The organism is Paenibacillus sp. FSL H7-0690 (genome assembly GCF_037980415.1).
Taxonomy (GTDB): domain Bacteria; phylum Bacillota; class Bacilli; order Paenibacillales; family Paenibacillaceae; genus Paenibacillus_AQ; species Paenibacillus_AQ odorifer.
The window spans coordinates 763063-778218 of the sequence record NZ_CP150281.1; the positions used below are offsets into that span (position 1 = coordinate 763063).

Below are 15156 nucleotides of genomic sequence, written 5' to 3' on the forward strand. Positions count from 1 at the left end.
TTGACCGAAATTTAGTTAAGGTGTAAAATAGTACGCATGCGAACTATTAGATGGTCTAACTAATTAATTCTTTGGAGGTGAAGATTTGGAAGATAAGGAGCAGCAATTAGATGATATATTCTCCTCTTTTCGCCGGATTAGCCATGCATTTCAGCAGTTGCTGTGGAAGGATGCTGAAGAGCTGGACATCACACCAACACAGTTGATGGTTCTCCGCAAAATATCTGCAAATCCCGATATTGGCATTACAGATCTTGCCGAGCTATTACATTTGGGGAACAGTGCAGCGAGCGGAGTAGTGGACCGGATGGTGAAAGCCGATTTGATCACAAGACAGCGCTCTGAGGTAGATCGGCGTATATACAACTTGGCGATTACTGAAAAGGGCAGAGAGATCAGGGAAAGAAGTAAGCAATCGCTCAGAAGACACTTACTTCCACTATCCAATATACCTGCCGAGGATGCAGGCGAATTACTTAGGATTCATACCGAAATCATTCAGATCTTAGAGCAGGGGAGAGACAAACAGAATTTATGAGTACAATTACAGGTAACGCTGCAGCGGCAACTAAGGGAATACGTAGAGGACCGATTATTGCAGCGCTCTTAATAGGTGCATTTGTCGCACTTTTGAACCAAACACTTCTTAATGTGGCATTGCCGAGCATAATGGACGATCTAAAAATCGCAACGAATACGGCACAGTGGCTAACAACGGGATTTATGCTCGTGAACGGTGTGCTGATACCGATTAGTGCGTTTCTGGTGGAAAAGTTTACGACCCGCCAGCTATTCATCACCGCGATGTCACTTTTTTCGTTAGGTACACTTGTCTGTGGAATCGGAACAGGCTTTGAAATGATCATGGTCGGCAGAGTCATTCAGGCGGTTGGCGCAGGGATTTTGATGCCGTTAATGAATATTGTGTTTCTTCGCATCTTCCCAATTGAAGAGCGGGGAAAAGCGATGGGGCTAATGGCGGTAGCCATGATTTTTGCTCCAGCTGTAGGTCCAACGTTGTCAGGGTGGGTAGTTCAGAACTATTCTTGGCGCGTATTGTTCTTTATCGTTCTTCCGCTGGCTATTCTTTCTACCTTGCTAGGTATGAAAACAATGCAAAATGTAGGGCAAACAACTTCTCCGAAGCTGGATAAAACGGGTGTTATCCTGTCTACCATTGGTTTTGGGGGATTGTTGTACGGCTTCAGTGATGCTGGAACCGATGGTTGGGGAAGTGCAACAGTCATTACCTGCCTCATTGTGGGTGTGATTGCACTGGCTTTATTCGTATGGAGAGAGCTTAAGGCTGAGACACCACTGCTTGAGTTCCGGATTTTCAGATACAATATGTATTCACTCACGACATTAATCAATATCATCATTACGATGGCTTTATATTCGGGTATGATTTTGCTGCCGATTTATTTGCAGACGATCCGTGGCTTTACGCCAATGGAGTCCGGTCTTATGCTGTTGCCGGGAGCCATTCTAATGGGAATTATGTCTCCAATCACGGGGATTATATTTGATAAAATCGGGGCAAGATGGCTGTCTGTGGTAGGCCTGATTATTACAGTAATTACGACCTGGCAATTCAGCCAGCTTACAGACAGTACGACGTATACTCATATGATTATTACTTACACGGTTCGGATGTTAGGCATGTCGATGTTATCGATGCCGATTGTAACGGCTGGACTTAACCAGCTTCCACAGCGTTTAAGCTCGCATGGTACAGCAATGTCGAATACGTTGCGGACGGTCGGAGGCGCGCTGGGAATGGCGTTGTTCGTCAGTCTAATGACCAATAAGACGAAGAGCACAATCACTGATACGCTTATGAGCGGAACGGTTTCGTTAAACGATAAAGCAGCGATGCTTAAGCTTACGCAAGAGGCTACAATTAGCGGGGTTACGCATGCCTTTAACATTGCTACCTGGATCACTGTAGTTGCTTTGGTATTGGCTTTCTTTATTAAAAAGACTTCACCGCAGCCAGACTTCCTGAAGACGGAAGAAGTGCAGCCACAGCAGGACAATCAATAAAAAACTGGGTTAACAAAGAATGGAAAAAGGAGCGTCCTACGAACTGTTATGGTTCCGTAGGGCGCTTCTTTTGTTGTGATGCTATTAGTTAGCTGGAGACACAGCTGCAGGATCGCTCCAACGTTTCAGATGTGGCAGCTGCTCCGCGAGAAGTTTACGGGCAACATTCTCATCCATTCCTTCTTCGACCATATAGCCTGTACAAATGTCAGCCATTTCTTGCAACGTGATGTTAGGCTGTTTGAATGCGCCATTCTCATAGCAGTACACGCAGTAATCTTCGATCTTGTTGCCATTCTGGTCCGTTCCAAGCAATTCCGCCGTAGGCATTGGCATCCCACAGCTTTGACAAATTTTAAGATCTCCTTGCTCTACATGTTCATGTCCCATATTTAACACTCCTTTAAAGGTATGCAAGCTCTCGAGCGCCCGCTTTAAGTTCAGTATAGAACAATAAACCTGACGACATTCCGTCAGGTTTATTGTTAGGTTGTATATTTTGCTGCTATGCCTGCTGCAAGCTGCCCCAGCTTTTGCCGAATATGCGGTGGCTCTAAGATTTCTACATGCATCCCGAAGCTTAGCAGGAAACCATACAGCCATCCATCCTCAGGATAGTTGATGGTAACCTTGTAACCTCCATTACCGTCGGGCAGTAGCTCGGTAGAATCAAACCGCTCTTCCGCTAGATGTTTGCTTTCAGCCTTAAACTGCAAAACGATGGGTGTTGCTGTTGTTACGGTTGATCTCTGATACTCGTTGCTCCAAGGCAGCTCGCTTGCATCCACATCTTTTGCAATAAAAACTTGGGTATTCTTAACGAGCTCTTTCATGCGCAACAGCTTAAATAGACGGAAATCCTGACGATTGAGACAAAATCCATATAAGTACCATGCTTGCCCCTTTAGCACTAAAGTATAGGGCTCTACCGAACGCTGGCTTGTCTGACCCGCAGCATCCACATAATCAAAGTTTACGGTCACGCTTTCCTCAAGTGCTTCTTTTAGAGTGGCAAGCTTTTCTTCCAGAATACGTTGAAGACCCCATGGGGAGAAGTCGATGATGAGCTGAGTCGTTTTGCTGCGGAAGGCGGCGGATTGGGAGGGCGGGATTACGCTGCTGATTTTTTCCATGAGCAGAGTATGTTCATTTCCTCCATAAGACGAGACGCTCTGCAGAGCCGTGAAAATATCCGCCAGCTCACGATCCGTCAAAACATTGCGGTCCAGCCGGTATCCTTCCATAAGCCCGATCCCACCGTTCGCTCCCTGATAGGTGACGATAGGAATTCCGGCTCCATTAATGCTTTCAATATCACGATAAATCGTGCGCACAGATACCTCGAACATATCGGCTAGCTCCTTCGCCTGAATTAGGCGGCGGTTCATTAGCAGGATAACGATAGAGAGCAATCGATCTATTTTCAAAAGACAATTCCTTCTTTCCCGGAGATTTCCGTGAAGTAATGCTGTATTTCATCTTAGCAAATCCTTGAAAATAAAGCATTGTCATAAATTAATGATTCGATTAATATCTAATTAGATATGTGTATAAATAGATGAAATGAGGTTTATTTTATGAATAATCACTCAGCTGTTGCGATGTTTAGGAGTCATAAGGGATATTCACGATTGTTCACAGCCGGCTTGATCAATGGAATTGGTGATCGTTTTACTAGCGTTGCAGTACTAGCGCTGGTTCTGCAGTTGACGGGATCAGGCATGGCGGTAGGGATTTCGTTAGGTGTGAGACTGTTTCCTTATTTATTTCTGGCCCCGCTTGGAGGCATACTTAGCAGCAAAATTCCACGCAAATATATCATGATAGCTACAGATATGCTGAGGGTCCCAGTAGCCTTAGCCTTTTTATGGGTGGATGGGGAGGAGAAGCTGTGGTTGTTATATATGGCAAGTTTTTTGCTGGCAGCGGGTGAAGCCATTTACAGCCCTGTTCGTAGGTCCACTATCCCCTTGCTCGTCACCAAAGATTCTCTGCTGACCGTCAACGGACTAGAGCAGTTAATGAGCGGCTGCGTGCTGATCCTTGGAGCGTTCAGTGGAGGGGTGGTGTCGATGTGGTTTGGTCCGGAGGCAGCGTTCATTATGAATGCAGTGTCTTTTTTAATCGCAGCGATGTTAATTTACGGTATCGATTTTCCACAACATTCGGAAATGGCGACGGTGGCTAAGAAGGCTACATATTCTCCTGAGGGGGACTTAGAAAAATCCGATAAAGAAGCACAATACGGTCGGCTGTGTGCTCTGGGAATGGTAATTGGCGGAAGCTTAACGTTGCAGGTCATTTTCGGTTATGAGCTGTTGGTGCCGTTGCTAAATGGTCTGGATAATGTACTGATCAGTGTCTATGCGATACAGGTATTTCACGCGGGGGATATTGGAGTGGGGGCATTTTATGCGGCGCTTGGCATCGGTCTTAGCCTTAGTTTTTTTACCTCACGTTATTTAAAAAAGGGGCTGCTGATTGTAGCCATCGGAGGGCTTTTACTAGAAGGTGTGTTACTCATGGGCATCAGTGTCAGCAATCATTTTGCGGCAGCATTTATGTTATACATCCTGCTGTCATTTGCCGGGGGGACGGGGAATGCCTGTCTGGATACGCTCGTTATGCAGGAAACCCCATCTGCTATGCAGCCCTTTGTGTTTGGACTCCTGTCTGCAGTAGGAAATACGCTGCTGGGATTATCTATGCTGTTCGCCGGGTGGCTATTAGAAGGGGTGGAACCAAGAATGGTAGGGTTTGCTGGGGGAGCGGGATTTGCCATAGTTGCGCTTTTACTCGCAGGATACGCGGGGGTACGCAGCAAGAAAAAACGTACTTAAAAAGGGCGGTGGCTTCACCGTCCCTTGGAAGTTTTTTTAACCTGAGTCTGTAGCTTTATGGCAGCTTTGCGCGGGAACAGGCGGATGCTTATCTTTTTGCGATAGCGATACAGGATTACAAGGGCAGCTATAGCTACACCGCCAGAGATAATCCATAGTGCATATAACTCGAATAAATGGAAAATACCCATCCACTGCGGACCAAATACCCGTCCTATGCCAAGAAACAGCACTACCCAGAATAACGCTCCACTATAAGCGTAGAGGGCGAATTTACGGAAGGGCAGCGCAACTATACCAGCAAAATAGCCGGTAAAGTGACGAACGCCTGGAATAAAATATCCGATGGAAATAAGAATACTGCCGTATTTCTCGAACCATTTTTGCGTTTTATCCAGCTTGGCAGGGGAGAACAGCAACCACTTTCCGTATCGCTGGATGAAGGGCATTCCGGCTTTTAAGCCGACAAAATAGGTGAGGGTCATCCCGGCTGTGGTCCCAGCAAACGCCACTAGAATCAACGTTATGAAATCAAGTCTTCCCGTATAGGAAAGAAAACCTGCAAAAGCCATGGTAGTTTCTCCGGGAAACGGCAAGGCAACGAATTCGAGCAGCAATCCAAAAAACAATACGCTATATCCATATTTGCTGAATAATTCTTGTATAAAGTTCAGCATTTCCATAAGATTCTCACTCTCCAAGGGGCAGTTGCCTTATTCTATTTTGAAGCTTGTCTTCATACAATCTACCAAATGGCTTTTGAGCCAATAGAATGCTGGAGGTAGAGAAGATGAAAGGTAACAAAAACACTCACGGCCGCCGAAACTTGATAAGCGGATTGCTTGTTATGGTTGTAATCGTCATCGTAATGCTGGGATGGAACGCAGGGGAGAGTGTAGATTCTTGGATGAATCGTTCATTACAGTCCGCAAGTGCGGAGTCTGTCTCTGTTAAGAATAATCTCCCGTTAGTGGCGATGCAAGAATTGCCTCCTAAAGCAGAGTCCATTGTGACTGCTTCTCCAGAAGTTAAATTGAATTCCAGTACGGCACAAGTATCCAAGGTGTCGACAACATATTCAGCAATTACGGCCGCAAAGAAAGCTTCAAAAACGGTCTATATTACATTTGACGACGGACCGAGTGACAATACCTTCAACGTTCTAAAAATTTTACAGCAGCAAGGTGTGAAGGCGACCTTTTTTGTCCTTGGTAATCAAGCGAAAAGCCATCCAGAGCTAATTAATGCCATATGGGAACAAGGACATGCTATTGGCAATCATACCTATAATCATAATTACCATGATTTATATAGTGGATTCACTGAATTTTGGAGCCAGATTAAAAAGACCGAAGAAATTGTTCGGGGCATTACAGGGGTTCGCCCACAACTTATCCGCGCCCCGGGCGGAACCTTTGATCACTTTGATAATACCTACTTCAATTTGTTGAAGCAAGCCGGTTATATCGTTACGGATTGGACGGTGGACAGCGGGGATTCTAAACGCAAAGGGGTACCGGCGTCAGAAATCTTAAAAGAGTCAACTGCAGATCTGAAGTCCTCTCGGGTTATTCTTCTGCTGCATGATGGCGGCGGCCATCAGGAGAGTGTTAAAGCACTGCCTGATATTATTGCGCGTTATAAGGCTGCTGGGTACAGCTTTGGCCTTTTAGATGAGACGGTGGAGCCTGTACAATTCAGAGTCTCCTCAAAAGCAAATAGCTTGGGCAGAGTGAAACCTTCGGAAGCTTGGATCACCTCGAATATCATACCGAATGCAGAGCTGTTTGCGCCCGGCAAACCTTTGGTGCTGGAGGTTGGAAAGCTGGAGACGAAGCTGGCGCCAGGTGAATATGCTCTGCAAAAAGGGAAATATATGGTGCCACTTCGCGCTGTGATCGAACGGCTGGGAGGGCAGATTAATTGGGATGCGGGCAGTCGCAGTGGGAAGATTGCCTGGAACGGCAAAGATATCATCGCGGATGTGGCGAACAAGGAACTCCTGTTAAATCTTCCCGATCATGTTCAAAAGATAAACGGTGCCAGTGTGGAGATGATTGGCGGTTCTATCTGGGTATCGCTGCGTGAGCTGCTGGAGACAGCCGATCATCCTCCTTTAAATATAAGCGTGACGGAAGGTGAGCGCCGGGTAATAGCCTTCTGAGATTTAGCGCTCAGGCAGTTTTTTTAAAAGAAAAAAACAATGTCTGGGCACCCTTTTTCATGGGAAGAATAGATAGTAATAAGTTCCTCAGCTGGGAACAAGTCTAGACCCAAAGGAAGGGTGTTCGTTCCATTGTCCTCTTCAAAAAAAGTAGAACACAAATTAAATAACAAGACTGAAAGAGTTAGAAGCTATCCGCGTAGCCGTAGTGCGTTGGCTGAATGGCTGCGGATGCTGACTGTGGCTGGAATTATAGGTGTTTTATATGCATGGCGCGGAGGCGCATCACTCTTATTTCTGCTGATCGCTGTAGGCGTTATCATGGTTGGCGGACTGATTGTTCAACTTTCAGGTCCACGGGCGATAAAGATTGAACGGACAATCACTCCAGTAAGACCGATAGCTGGAAGTACACTGCTTGTGAAGGTACGGGTGAATTTCTCTGCCCGGCTTCCACTGCCATGGCTGACTATCGCTGATTTTTGGAGGGATAGAGGACATCACAAGCTACTGTTTCCGGGATTCAGACGCTCTTTTGAATACACCTACCTTCTTGAGAATATGCCGCGGGGACATCATCATTTGCAGGGCTGTAGAGTAACTTGGGGAGATTTGCCCGGCTGGTTCACAGGCCGATCTGAGCCTGCTGAAGAGCATAGCGTTAAAGTGCTGCCAGCCCCCCTATATTATGGCGGAGCAGTCCCGGATAGCGGCTTTATTAGCGGTAATTCGCTCTATTCCAGAAGGGGAAGAAGCAGCAATGATGAGACCATGGAATCGCGGGATTATGAGCCCGGTGATCCGCTTAGCCGAATTCATTGGAAGAACAGCGCCCGGCTAGGAAATCTGCAGAGCAAAGTTCCAGAGCGTGAAAAGGCAAGAATGAGCTGTATCGTGTTGGCTAATGATCCCAAAAGCTATGAGATTCCAGCCAATGCACTTACACCTCGTGGCAGTCGGGAGGAGCAGCCTCCGGTATTTGAGAAGGCAGTGTCAACGGCGATGGGGCTGATGCTCTTTGCTGAGCAGTCAGGTGCTTATGTCCAGTTATTTAGCGGAGGCTGGCCGGAAGGAATGGCTAGGCATGAAGGACTGGGTAAAATCCCAGGGAGAGTGCTGGATATTCTAACTGATATTTCTCCGAATGGAACAAGAACCCTGTCCGAGCTGTTGGAGGATGCTTCTAGAGGCTGGATTCCGGGAATGACCGTTGCTATAGTGACCGGAAGATTAGAGGAACAATCCGCTAAGGTTATCGCTAAATTCTTAGTGCAAGGTGTAAAAGTTGAGCTCTATTATGCTTGGGATCAGCCAGCTCCGCTGCCTGCTGAGGTAATGCTGCAGGAGATCCGCCAGCCTGTGCGGGGAACGGTCGGGGATAGTCTGGGTCGTCTGGGAGCACGGATGTTTTGTCTGGATGATGCATTGCCAGCTTACAGGCTCAGGGAGGTAGAGTACCATGAATCATCCGGAAAACCAACGCTACGGTAAGCGGATACCGGGTGACACAAGCTTCTCTATGAATGAGCACAGTGGGAAGGAACCAAAGCAGCTCCATTTGGAAAAACTGGAGAACAGTCATGCCGGTAAACAGAGAAAGATACCTCTGTATTATCGCATGCTGTTCTCTTTGGCTATTTTGGGGCTGTTTTTAGAATGGCTGCTCCCTTTATATAGAACGACTTCATTGGAAGATACTGCTAGATTGCTGCAGATTCTGATGATTTCTGCTGCCGTGCTGTTGATGTGGGGAATCCTTCAGATTCCCGGGTGGCTATTGCTAAGTATCCAATGTTTGATGATCGGCACAGCTTGGCTATATCTATGCAGCGAGAGCGTAGGGACAGGATGGCTGGGCATTTATGCAGTAGAAATTCCAAATGATCTGATTTTGCTCTTTTCCGGGCATGTTTCTCAGCTAAGCGAGATCAGCAGACTTTTGATTTTGATTGTTGGCTGGGGGCTGCTGGTATCTTCGGTGCAGCAGCTTGCACTTTTCAGAGGTAGTACGCTGCTGTTTACAGCGGTGACCCTCATTTATCTATTAGTTCTGGATATTGGCTTTGGCGTTAATACGACAACGGATGTTGTAATATCAGTCGGGCTTATTGTATGGATGCAAGCAATGAGTGGTTTGCTCCGTCTGCGGGAACGGGTGGGCAGCATTCACCTGCCGTATGCCCGATGGGGAGTTTTGGCATTAGCAACTGCTATATTCGTCATGATGACAGCATGGTTTGGTGGGCAGGTATATGAAGTACGACCGCCTAACCAAACTACACTCCAGTCAACCTTTGAAAAGCTGCAGGAATGGGCTTCGGGCCATATGCCGGAAGATAATGAGGCTATACCTGCAGGAACAACAGGGTATAGTACAAATGATGGAGAACTGGGTGCTCCATTATTACGCAATACCGAGCCAGTCTTCACAGCATTGACCAGCCAGCGTACCTATTGGCGCGGGGAGAGCATTGCCTATTATGACGGTCGCCGTTGGATCAGAGGTGGTGAGGAGTTTACTCCGCTTAACTTGTCCAGCCTGCCTCAGATTCCGGCGACGGTAACCACCACTAATGGGGGGCGGACTTTGCAACAGCGGATACAATTTGCTATTCCCTCTTCCGGTGGAATTCCTGTATTCAATGCGGGTACCCTAACAGATGTTGAGACAGTTCAACTATCCAATGGCAGCCAGCTTGGTTATGTTCTGGCGAATAAGGACAGGGATACCTTTCGTCTGCCAGATTCGGTGGGGTCAACTCGGATCACTGAGTATATAGTTGATTCTATACTTCCCGAGAGTAATCCAGTACTGCTGCGCGGGTTGGGTGACGCTGATCCACAAGAAATAAAGAATAAATACTTGCAACTGCCTGATTTATTACCTGAGCGAGTGAAAGCTCTGGCAGAGAAGCTCACAGCTTCCTCGGGCAACCGATATGATTCCGCAACCGCCATTCGGGATTATTTGCAAAACGGGTATTCTTACACGCTGGATACCATGGTTCCGCCAGCTGGGGCTGATTTTGTGGATCATTTCCTGTTTGAGACCAAACAGGGTTACTGTGTGCATTTTGCCACAGCGATGACCGTATTGCTGCGAAGCACAGGTATTCCAGCGCGGTATGTTCAAGGCTACGGACCTGGAACCCAGCAGGAGGAAGCCATGCCGGCGAAGTATTTAGTCACCCAAGGGGATGCGCATGCTTGGGTAGAGGTTTATTTTGCCGGCGCAGGTTGGGTTCCTTTCGATCCGACGCCGGGTCCTGCGCTTGCGGCTGGCTTCCCTGCGCCGGCACGGCCAGCGGCCGCAGCAGTCGCACCGCAAGCAACGCGCAGCGCGGAACTGCCCGCCCTGCCGCTGGCGGGCGGGCCCTTTTCAGCGCCGCTCGCTGCCGCGGCGCTGCTTCCCGCCGCCGCTTGGCGCTGGCGGCGCAGCCGGCTCTGCTGCTGGCCGCGCGTCGCGGCAGCAGCTTGAGCCGTGAGAGGCAGCTGCGCGCGGCCTCTCTGGCTTGGCACGGGCTGGCGGAGCGGTTTGGACCGCCGCCGCCCGGCGTTACTGGCAGGGAGTATGTGGACTCCCTGCGGATTTACGATGCCGGACTAGATGTAGCCGTCCGGCAGTTTGTCCGCCAGTGGGAGACCCTGGCGTACGCGCCAGCTTCGGCCTCCACAGCCGTGATCTCTGCCCGCGACAATCCCGTAGACTCCGCTCCCGCCCTTGGCGGCGAACCTGCGGCTTCTGATACGGCCGCGTTTATTCGCGAATGTCTGCTCATTACCTTCCGTTTAACATAAACGGCTAATAACGCTTAGATCCGCTATCTAATTTATGCCATAGCAAGGAAGGTTCTGCATGAAGTTTTATCACTCTCTGATTATGAGAGGCGTGTCCTCCTTTCCTTGACGATGAGAATTAACCATGAGTATAATGAATCCAATAATCAAGGGAGGCACGTAATGAACAAGCCAAATGAAATTATCGTCGTTCTCGATTTTGGGGGACAATACAACCAACTTATCGCGCGCAGAATTCGGGATCTGGGAGTATACAGCGAACTTTTGCCGTACAATACGCCAGTTGACAAGATTAAAGCACTTTCGCCTAAAGGAATTGTCTTCTCCGGCGGACCTAGCAGTGTATACGCTGAAGATGCACCACACGTAGATCCGGCTATTTATGATCTAGGAGTGCCGATCTTCGGTATTTGTTATGGTATGCAGCTGATGGCTCATCAGCTTGATGGTAAAGTAGAACGTTCGGCTAAACGGGAATATGGTAAAGCTGATGTTGACTTTGCAGAAGGAACTGCTTTAGTTGCAGGATTGGAGAACCGCCAGACTGTATGGATGAGCCACGGTGACCATGTAGTTGAGCTTCCAACAGGCTTCAAGCTGGATGCAGGTACAGAAAGTGCTCCAATTGCAGCAATGAGCAACGCGGAGCGCAAACTGTTCGCTGTGCAATTCCACCCAGAAGTACGTCACTCCGTTCAAGGTAACGAGATGATCTCGAACTTCTTATACCAAGTTTGTGGTTGCGACGGCAAATGGACAATGGAATCGTTTATCGATGAAGCCGTTCAAGATATTCGCAATCAAGTCGGAGATAAAAAAGTACTCTGCGCTCTTAGTGGCGGAGTGGATTCTTCCGTTGTGGCTATGCTTATCCACCGTGCAATCGGAGATCAATTGACCTGTATGTTTATTGACCACGGCCTTCTGCGTAAAGGTGAAGCAGAAAGCGTTATGGAGACTTTCGTAGGCAAATTCGATATTCATGTAGTGAAAATCGATGCACGCGATCGCTTCATGAGCAAACTTGCAGGTGTTGAAGACCCTGAGCAAAAACGTAAAATCATTGGTAACGAGTTTATCTACTGCTTCGACGAAGAGTCAGCTAAGCTCGGAGATTTTTCATTCCTTGCACAAGGTACGCTTTATACGGATATCGTTGAGAGTGGAACAGCTACAGCGCAAACCATTAAATCCCACCACAATGTGGGCGGCCTGCCAGAAGATATGAAATTCAGCTTGATCGAGCCGCTAAACACCTTGTTTAAGGATGAAGTTCGTAAACTCGGTGAAGAGCTGGGTATGCCACGTGCGATCGTATGGCGTCAGCCTTTCCCATATCTAAGGTCTTTGCTATTCGTGTCTTGGGTGAAGTAACAGAGGACAAGCTTACCATCGTTCGTGATTCTGACTACATTCTGCAAGAAGAAATTGCTAAAGCGGGATTAGACCGTGAAATTTGGCAATACTTCACTGCCCTGCCTAACATGAAGAGTGTCGGAGTTATGGGTGATGCTCGTACGTATTCCTACACAGTAGGTGTTCGTGCAGTAACTTCCATCGATGGCATGACCGCTGACTGGGCACGTATCCCATGGGATGTTCTTGAGAAAATCTCTGTACGTATTGTCAACGAAGTTGAGAATGTAAACCGCGTAGTGTATGACATTACTTCGAAACCACCTGCAACGATTGAGTGGGAATAGCATATAGCAATAAGAAACCTGCAGCTCCTTATTTATTAAGGGACAGCAGGTTTTTTTATTAACCGTGAAGCTTGTGACGAACCCTATATAGCAACTTTAGAGAATGTGATAAACTGGGAAAAATAAACTTACAGGAGCCATTAGAATGGGATTCTCACTTATTGGAACACTAATAGCTATGGTTATTCTTGCCCCAAGTTTACTGATGATTAAGTTTCCGCCCGATCTTGTTCCCAGCGGTTTAAAAGATGCCGGCATCGTCTACACTCTTTTGGAGAGAGTAGGGCAGTTGGGATGTATAGCCATTCTTGCGATTTCAAAGGATAACTTCGAAAATGTAGAATTCGGGATCTGGGCTGCACTTATCTTTGTGTTTATCACGATTTATTACGGTTTATGGATTCGTTATATGGTTAAGGGACAGCAATTCAGATTATTATGGGCTCCATTATTGTTTCTTCCGATTCCCATGGCAGTTCTCCCTGTTTGTGCATTTGGATTTGCGGCTATATGGGGCAGATCTTTCTGGTTGGGTATTGCAGTGATTTGTTTAGCTATAGGGCATTTTGCTAATTCTTGGCATAGCTATCAGTATTCCAAAGGCCAATAAGCTAGGGAACATCGAAATTGTTTTATAGGGAAAAATACCCATTTGATAAGTCTTTTGATAGTTAATAAGCTGCATGATTTAAAGGATTTTGGGGTTGAAGTTAAAGATAAAAATGTATGAATTACGAACAATAGAAAAAATAAAGTCGAAAATGTTCGCTTTTTTCATTGACAACTTATGTGATGTCCACCTAAAATGATAAAGCACAACAACATAATTCTTTCGTATATTTCCGGGAATAGGCCTTAAGTTTCTACGAGGTCACCGTAATGACCTTACTACGATTAAGAAGAGCTGAGCAACCCGTATTGTCCTGAATCTAGGGCTATAGTCATGGGTGCTACTCTTTTTTCGAGCCGGTGTCGATCAGATACCGGCTTTTTGTTGCTGTCAGCCACAACATACCTTAGGGGGAGAACAATTTGAATCGGTTTTTCAAGTTGAAAGAGAACGGCACTACAGTACGTACAGAGATAATGGCCGGCTTGACTACGTTCATGGCCATGGCTTACATCCTGTCGGTTAATCCGAGCACATTAACAGCATTTGGCCGCATCGATATGGGCTGGTACTCTGTATTTCTAGCGACTGCGCTGGCAGCAGGTATTTTCACCATTGCAATGGGCGTGTTTATAAACTTTCCAGTAGCATTGGCACCAGGTATGGGACTTAATGCATACTTTGCTTCCGTAATTTTGTCTTCTGCAACCTCAGAACATCCATTCACTTGGCAAATGGGTCTGACCGCAGTATTTATTTCCGGTTTGATCTTCATCCTGCTTACGGTTACCCGAGTGCGGCAGATCTTACTGACAGCCATTCCTGACAGCTTAAAGCATGCCATTACCGTAGGTATCGGGATGTTCATTACAATCCTTGGGCTTAAGAACAGTGGTTTGATGACGATTGGTGTCGAAGCTGGTAAAGATATTTCCGCCAATACATTCACAGATGTCCTATCCTTTGAAACAATCATTCATATGGGTAGTCTAGAGAACACTGATGTACAGTTGGTAATTATCGGATTGCTTCTTATTTCCATCCTGATGGTACTGCAAGTTAAAGGTGCGATTTTATTCGGTATCTTGGGTACAACCCTCGCGGGTATACTGATGGGTGTAGTTGATTTTGGCTCTTTGTCCAGTCCAACAACTCCTTGGGTGCCTGACCTGACGCAATTGAACTTTTTCGAATTTGACTGGGATGGTATCCTGCACACCGGTATTGTTTCAGCAATCGCAACATTCACTTTTGTAGAATTGTTCGATACATTTGGTACACTTGTAGGTACTGCTCAACGCGCTGGTATTATGGACAACCCTGAAGAAGGTAACAAACGTGTAGGTAATGCAATGTTTGTCGATGCCATCGCTGTAGCTGGTGGTGCGGCATTGGGTACTTCCACTACTACTGCTTTTGTAGAAAGCGCGGCAGGTGTTGCTGAAGGTGGACGTACAGGTCTTACAGCTGTAACAACGGGTGTGTGCTTCTTGCTTGCGTTATTCCTTGCACCAATAGTGGCTCTGATCCCTGGATCTGCTACAGCCGCAGCATTGATTGTCGTAGGTGTGCTCATGGCACAATCGATTCGCGAAATTGATTTTCAAGATATGGTTGTTGCGATTCCAGCGTTCCTTACTCTAGTAATCATGCCTTTCACTTATAATATTGCTAATGGTATTTCCTTTGGTATCGTAACTTATGTAATCCTTGCTTGTGTAGCTAACCTTGCTGGCAAGAAAAAATACGATATTCACTGGATGATGTGGGTACTTGCTATTCTGATTATTCTCCGTTATGTATTTCTTGGTAGTGCGGGCTAACTCATATATAGCATACAGATGTGCATTCAAAGGCTCCTTCATAACTGAGGGGGCCCTTTTTTTATATTTTTGTTGGCACTTTACCATTCAGCCTAGTCTATGTTTCTAGCTTTTCATCATCTATGATTTAGATTATATTGTTGAAGAGGTGATGTTCAGGACGAGGCAGCCT

General features: G+C 46.8%; 12 protein-coding genes, 1 pseudogene and 1 riboswitch. Of the genes and pseudogenes, 9 read left to right on the forward strand and 4 right to left on the reverse strand.

What is annotated here, in order from left to right:
• Positions 1-85 precede the first annotated feature (85 nt).
• Both MHI32_RS03465 and MHI32_RS03470 read left to right on the forward strand, forming a co-directional pair.
• A complete protein-coding gene (locus MHI32_RS03465) occupies positions 86-538 on the forward strand; it encodes a MarR family transcriptional regulator (RefSeq protein WP_076130529.1) in 453 nt (150 codons plus the stop codon).
• Entirely contained in the window at positions 535-2046 is a 1512-nt protein-coding gene (locus tag MHI32_RS03470) for a DHA2 family efflux MFS transporter permease subunit (RefSeq protein ID WP_076106051.1), read from the forward strand. Before MHI32_RS03465 ends, MHI32_RS03470 begins: the two co-directional genes overlap by 4 nt.
• Before the next feature lie 84 nt (positions 2047-2130).
• Here the strand turns inward: MHI32_RS03470 and MHI32_RS03475 are convergent, their stop codons facing one another.
• Both MHI32_RS03475 and MHI32_RS03480 read right to left on the reverse strand, forming a co-directional pair.
• Positions 2131-2436 (reverse strand): zinc ribbon domain-containing protein, encoded by a 306-nt coding sequence (locus tag MHI32_RS03475; protein WP_052096752.1) that lies wholly within the window; start codon positions 2434-2436, stop codon positions 2131-2133.
• 95 nt (positions 2437-2531) lie between these two features.
• Positions 2532-3473, reverse strand: a complete 942-nt coding sequence (locus MHI32_RS03480) for a YafY family protein (protein WP_076130530.1) — start codon at positions 3471-3473, stop codon at positions 2532-2534.
• A gap of 150 nt (positions 3474-3623) precedes the next feature.
• Here MHI32_RS03480 and MHI32_RS03485 point away from each other — a divergent pair, with 150 nt between their 5' ends.
• Positions 3624-4886 carry an MFS transporter gene (locus MHI32_RS03485; RefSeq protein WP_076282482.1) on the forward strand — a complete coding sequence of 421 codons (1263 nt, stop codon included), beginning with the start codon at positions 3624-3626 and terminating at the stop codon, positions 4884-4886.
• 14 nt (positions 4887-4900) lie between these two features.
• On the opposite strand, the gene MHI32_RS03490 is transcribed toward MHI32_RS03485, so the two are convergent.
• Complete coding sequence (locus tag MHI32_RS03490; protein WP_076106058.1) at positions 4901-5569, reverse strand: DedA family protein; 669 nt, start codon at positions 5567-5569, stop codon at positions 4901-4903.
• Between the two features lie 107 nt (positions 5570-5676).
• On the opposite strand from MHI32_RS03490, the gene MHI32_RS03495 reads away from it, so the two are divergent.
• The 3 genes from MHI32_RS03495 (at position 5677) to MHI32_RS03505 (ending at position 10528) form a co-directional block, all read left to right on the forward strand.
• The gene (locus tag MHI32_RS03495; RefSeq protein WP_340011883.1) at positions 5677-7050 is read left to right on the forward strand and encodes a polysaccharide deacetylase family protein; all 1374 of its coding nucleotides are present in this window, start codon (positions 5677-5679) and stop codon (positions 7048-7050) included.
• Positions 7051-7182: 132 nt separating this feature from the next.
• Positions 7183-8541 carry a DUF58 domain-containing protein gene (locus tag MHI32_RS03500; protein ID WP_340011884.1) on the forward strand — a complete coding sequence of 453 codons (1359 nt, stop codon included), beginning with the start codon at positions 7183-7185 and terminating at the stop codon, positions 8539-8541.
• Complete coding sequence (locus MHI32_RS03505) at positions 8510-10528, forward strand: transglutaminase domain-containing protein (RefSeq protein WP_340011885.1); 2019 nt, start codon at positions 8510-8512, stop codon at positions 10526-10528. Before MHI32_RS03500 ends, MHI32_RS03505 begins: the two co-directional genes overlap by 32 nt.
• A gap of 112 nt (positions 10529-10640) precedes the next feature.
• Here the strand turns inward: MHI32_RS03505 and MHI32_RS03510 are convergent, their stop codons facing one another.
• Entirely contained in the window at positions 10641-10829 is a 189-nt protein-coding gene (locus MHI32_RS03510) for a hypothetical protein (protein ID WP_340011886.1), read from the reverse strand.
• Between the two features lie 181 nt (positions 10830-11010).
• Here MHI32_RS03510 and guaA point away from each other — a divergent pair.
• The 3 genes and pseudogenes from guaA to MHI32_RS03525 all read left to right on the forward strand — a co-directional run bounded on the left by guaA (position 11011) and on the right by MHI32_RS03525 (position 14984).
• A pseudogene (guaA, locus tag MHI32_RS03515) lies at positions 11011-12551 on the forward strand (glutamine-hydrolyzing GMP synthase).
• 145 nt (positions 12552-12696) lie between these two features.
• The gene (locus tag MHI32_RS03520; RefSeq protein ID WP_076277883.1) at positions 12697-13161 is read left to right on the forward strand and encodes a hypothetical protein; all 465 of its coding nucleotides are present in this window, start codon (positions 12697-12699) and stop codon (positions 13159-13161) included.
• 202 nt (positions 13162-13363) lie between these two features.
• A riboswitch (purine riboswitch) is annotated at positions 13364-13462 on the forward strand.
• A 121-nt stretch (positions 13463-13583) separates the two neighbouring features.
• Complete coding sequence (locus tag MHI32_RS03525; RefSeq protein ID WP_036679893.1) at positions 13584-14984, forward strand: NCS2 family permease; 1401 nt, start codon at positions 13584-13586, stop codon at positions 14982-14984.
• Positions 14985-15156: the final 172 nt, after the last annotated feature.

Bases quoted from the DNA above. Each gene is read 5' to 3' on its own strand.
- MHI32_RS03470 (WP_076106051.1), top strand. From the start codon at position 535: ATGAGTACAATTACAGGTAACGCTGCAGCGGCAACTAAGGGAATACGT.
- MHI32_RS03475 (WP_052096752.1), bottom strand. From the start codon at position 2,436: ATGGGACATGAACATGTAGAGCAAGGAGATCTTAAAATTTGTCAAAGC.
- MHI32_RS03485 (WP_076282482.1), top strand. From the start codon at position 3,624: ATGAATAATCACTCAGCTGTTGCGATGTTTAGGAGTCATAAGGGATAT.
- MHI32_RS03490 (WP_076106058.1), bottom strand. From the start codon at position 5,569: ATGGAAATGCTGAACTTTATACAAGAATTATTCAGCAAATATGGATAT.
- MHI32_RS03495 (WP_340011883.1), top strand. From the start codon at position 5,677: ATGAAAGGTAACAAAAACACTCACGGCCGCCGAAACTTGATAAGCGGA.
- MHI32_RS03505 (WP_340011885.1), top strand. From the start codon at position 8,510: ATGAATCATCCGGAAAACCAACGCTACGGTAAGCGGATACCGGGTGAC.
- MHI32_RS03510 (WP_340011886.1), bottom strand. From the start codon at position 10,829: ATGAGCAGACATTCGCGAATAAACGCGGCCGTATCAGAAGCCGCAGGT.
- MHI32_RS03520 (WP_076277883.1), top strand. From the start codon at position 12,697: ATGGGATTCTCACTTATTGGAACACTAATAGCTATGGTTATTCTTGCC.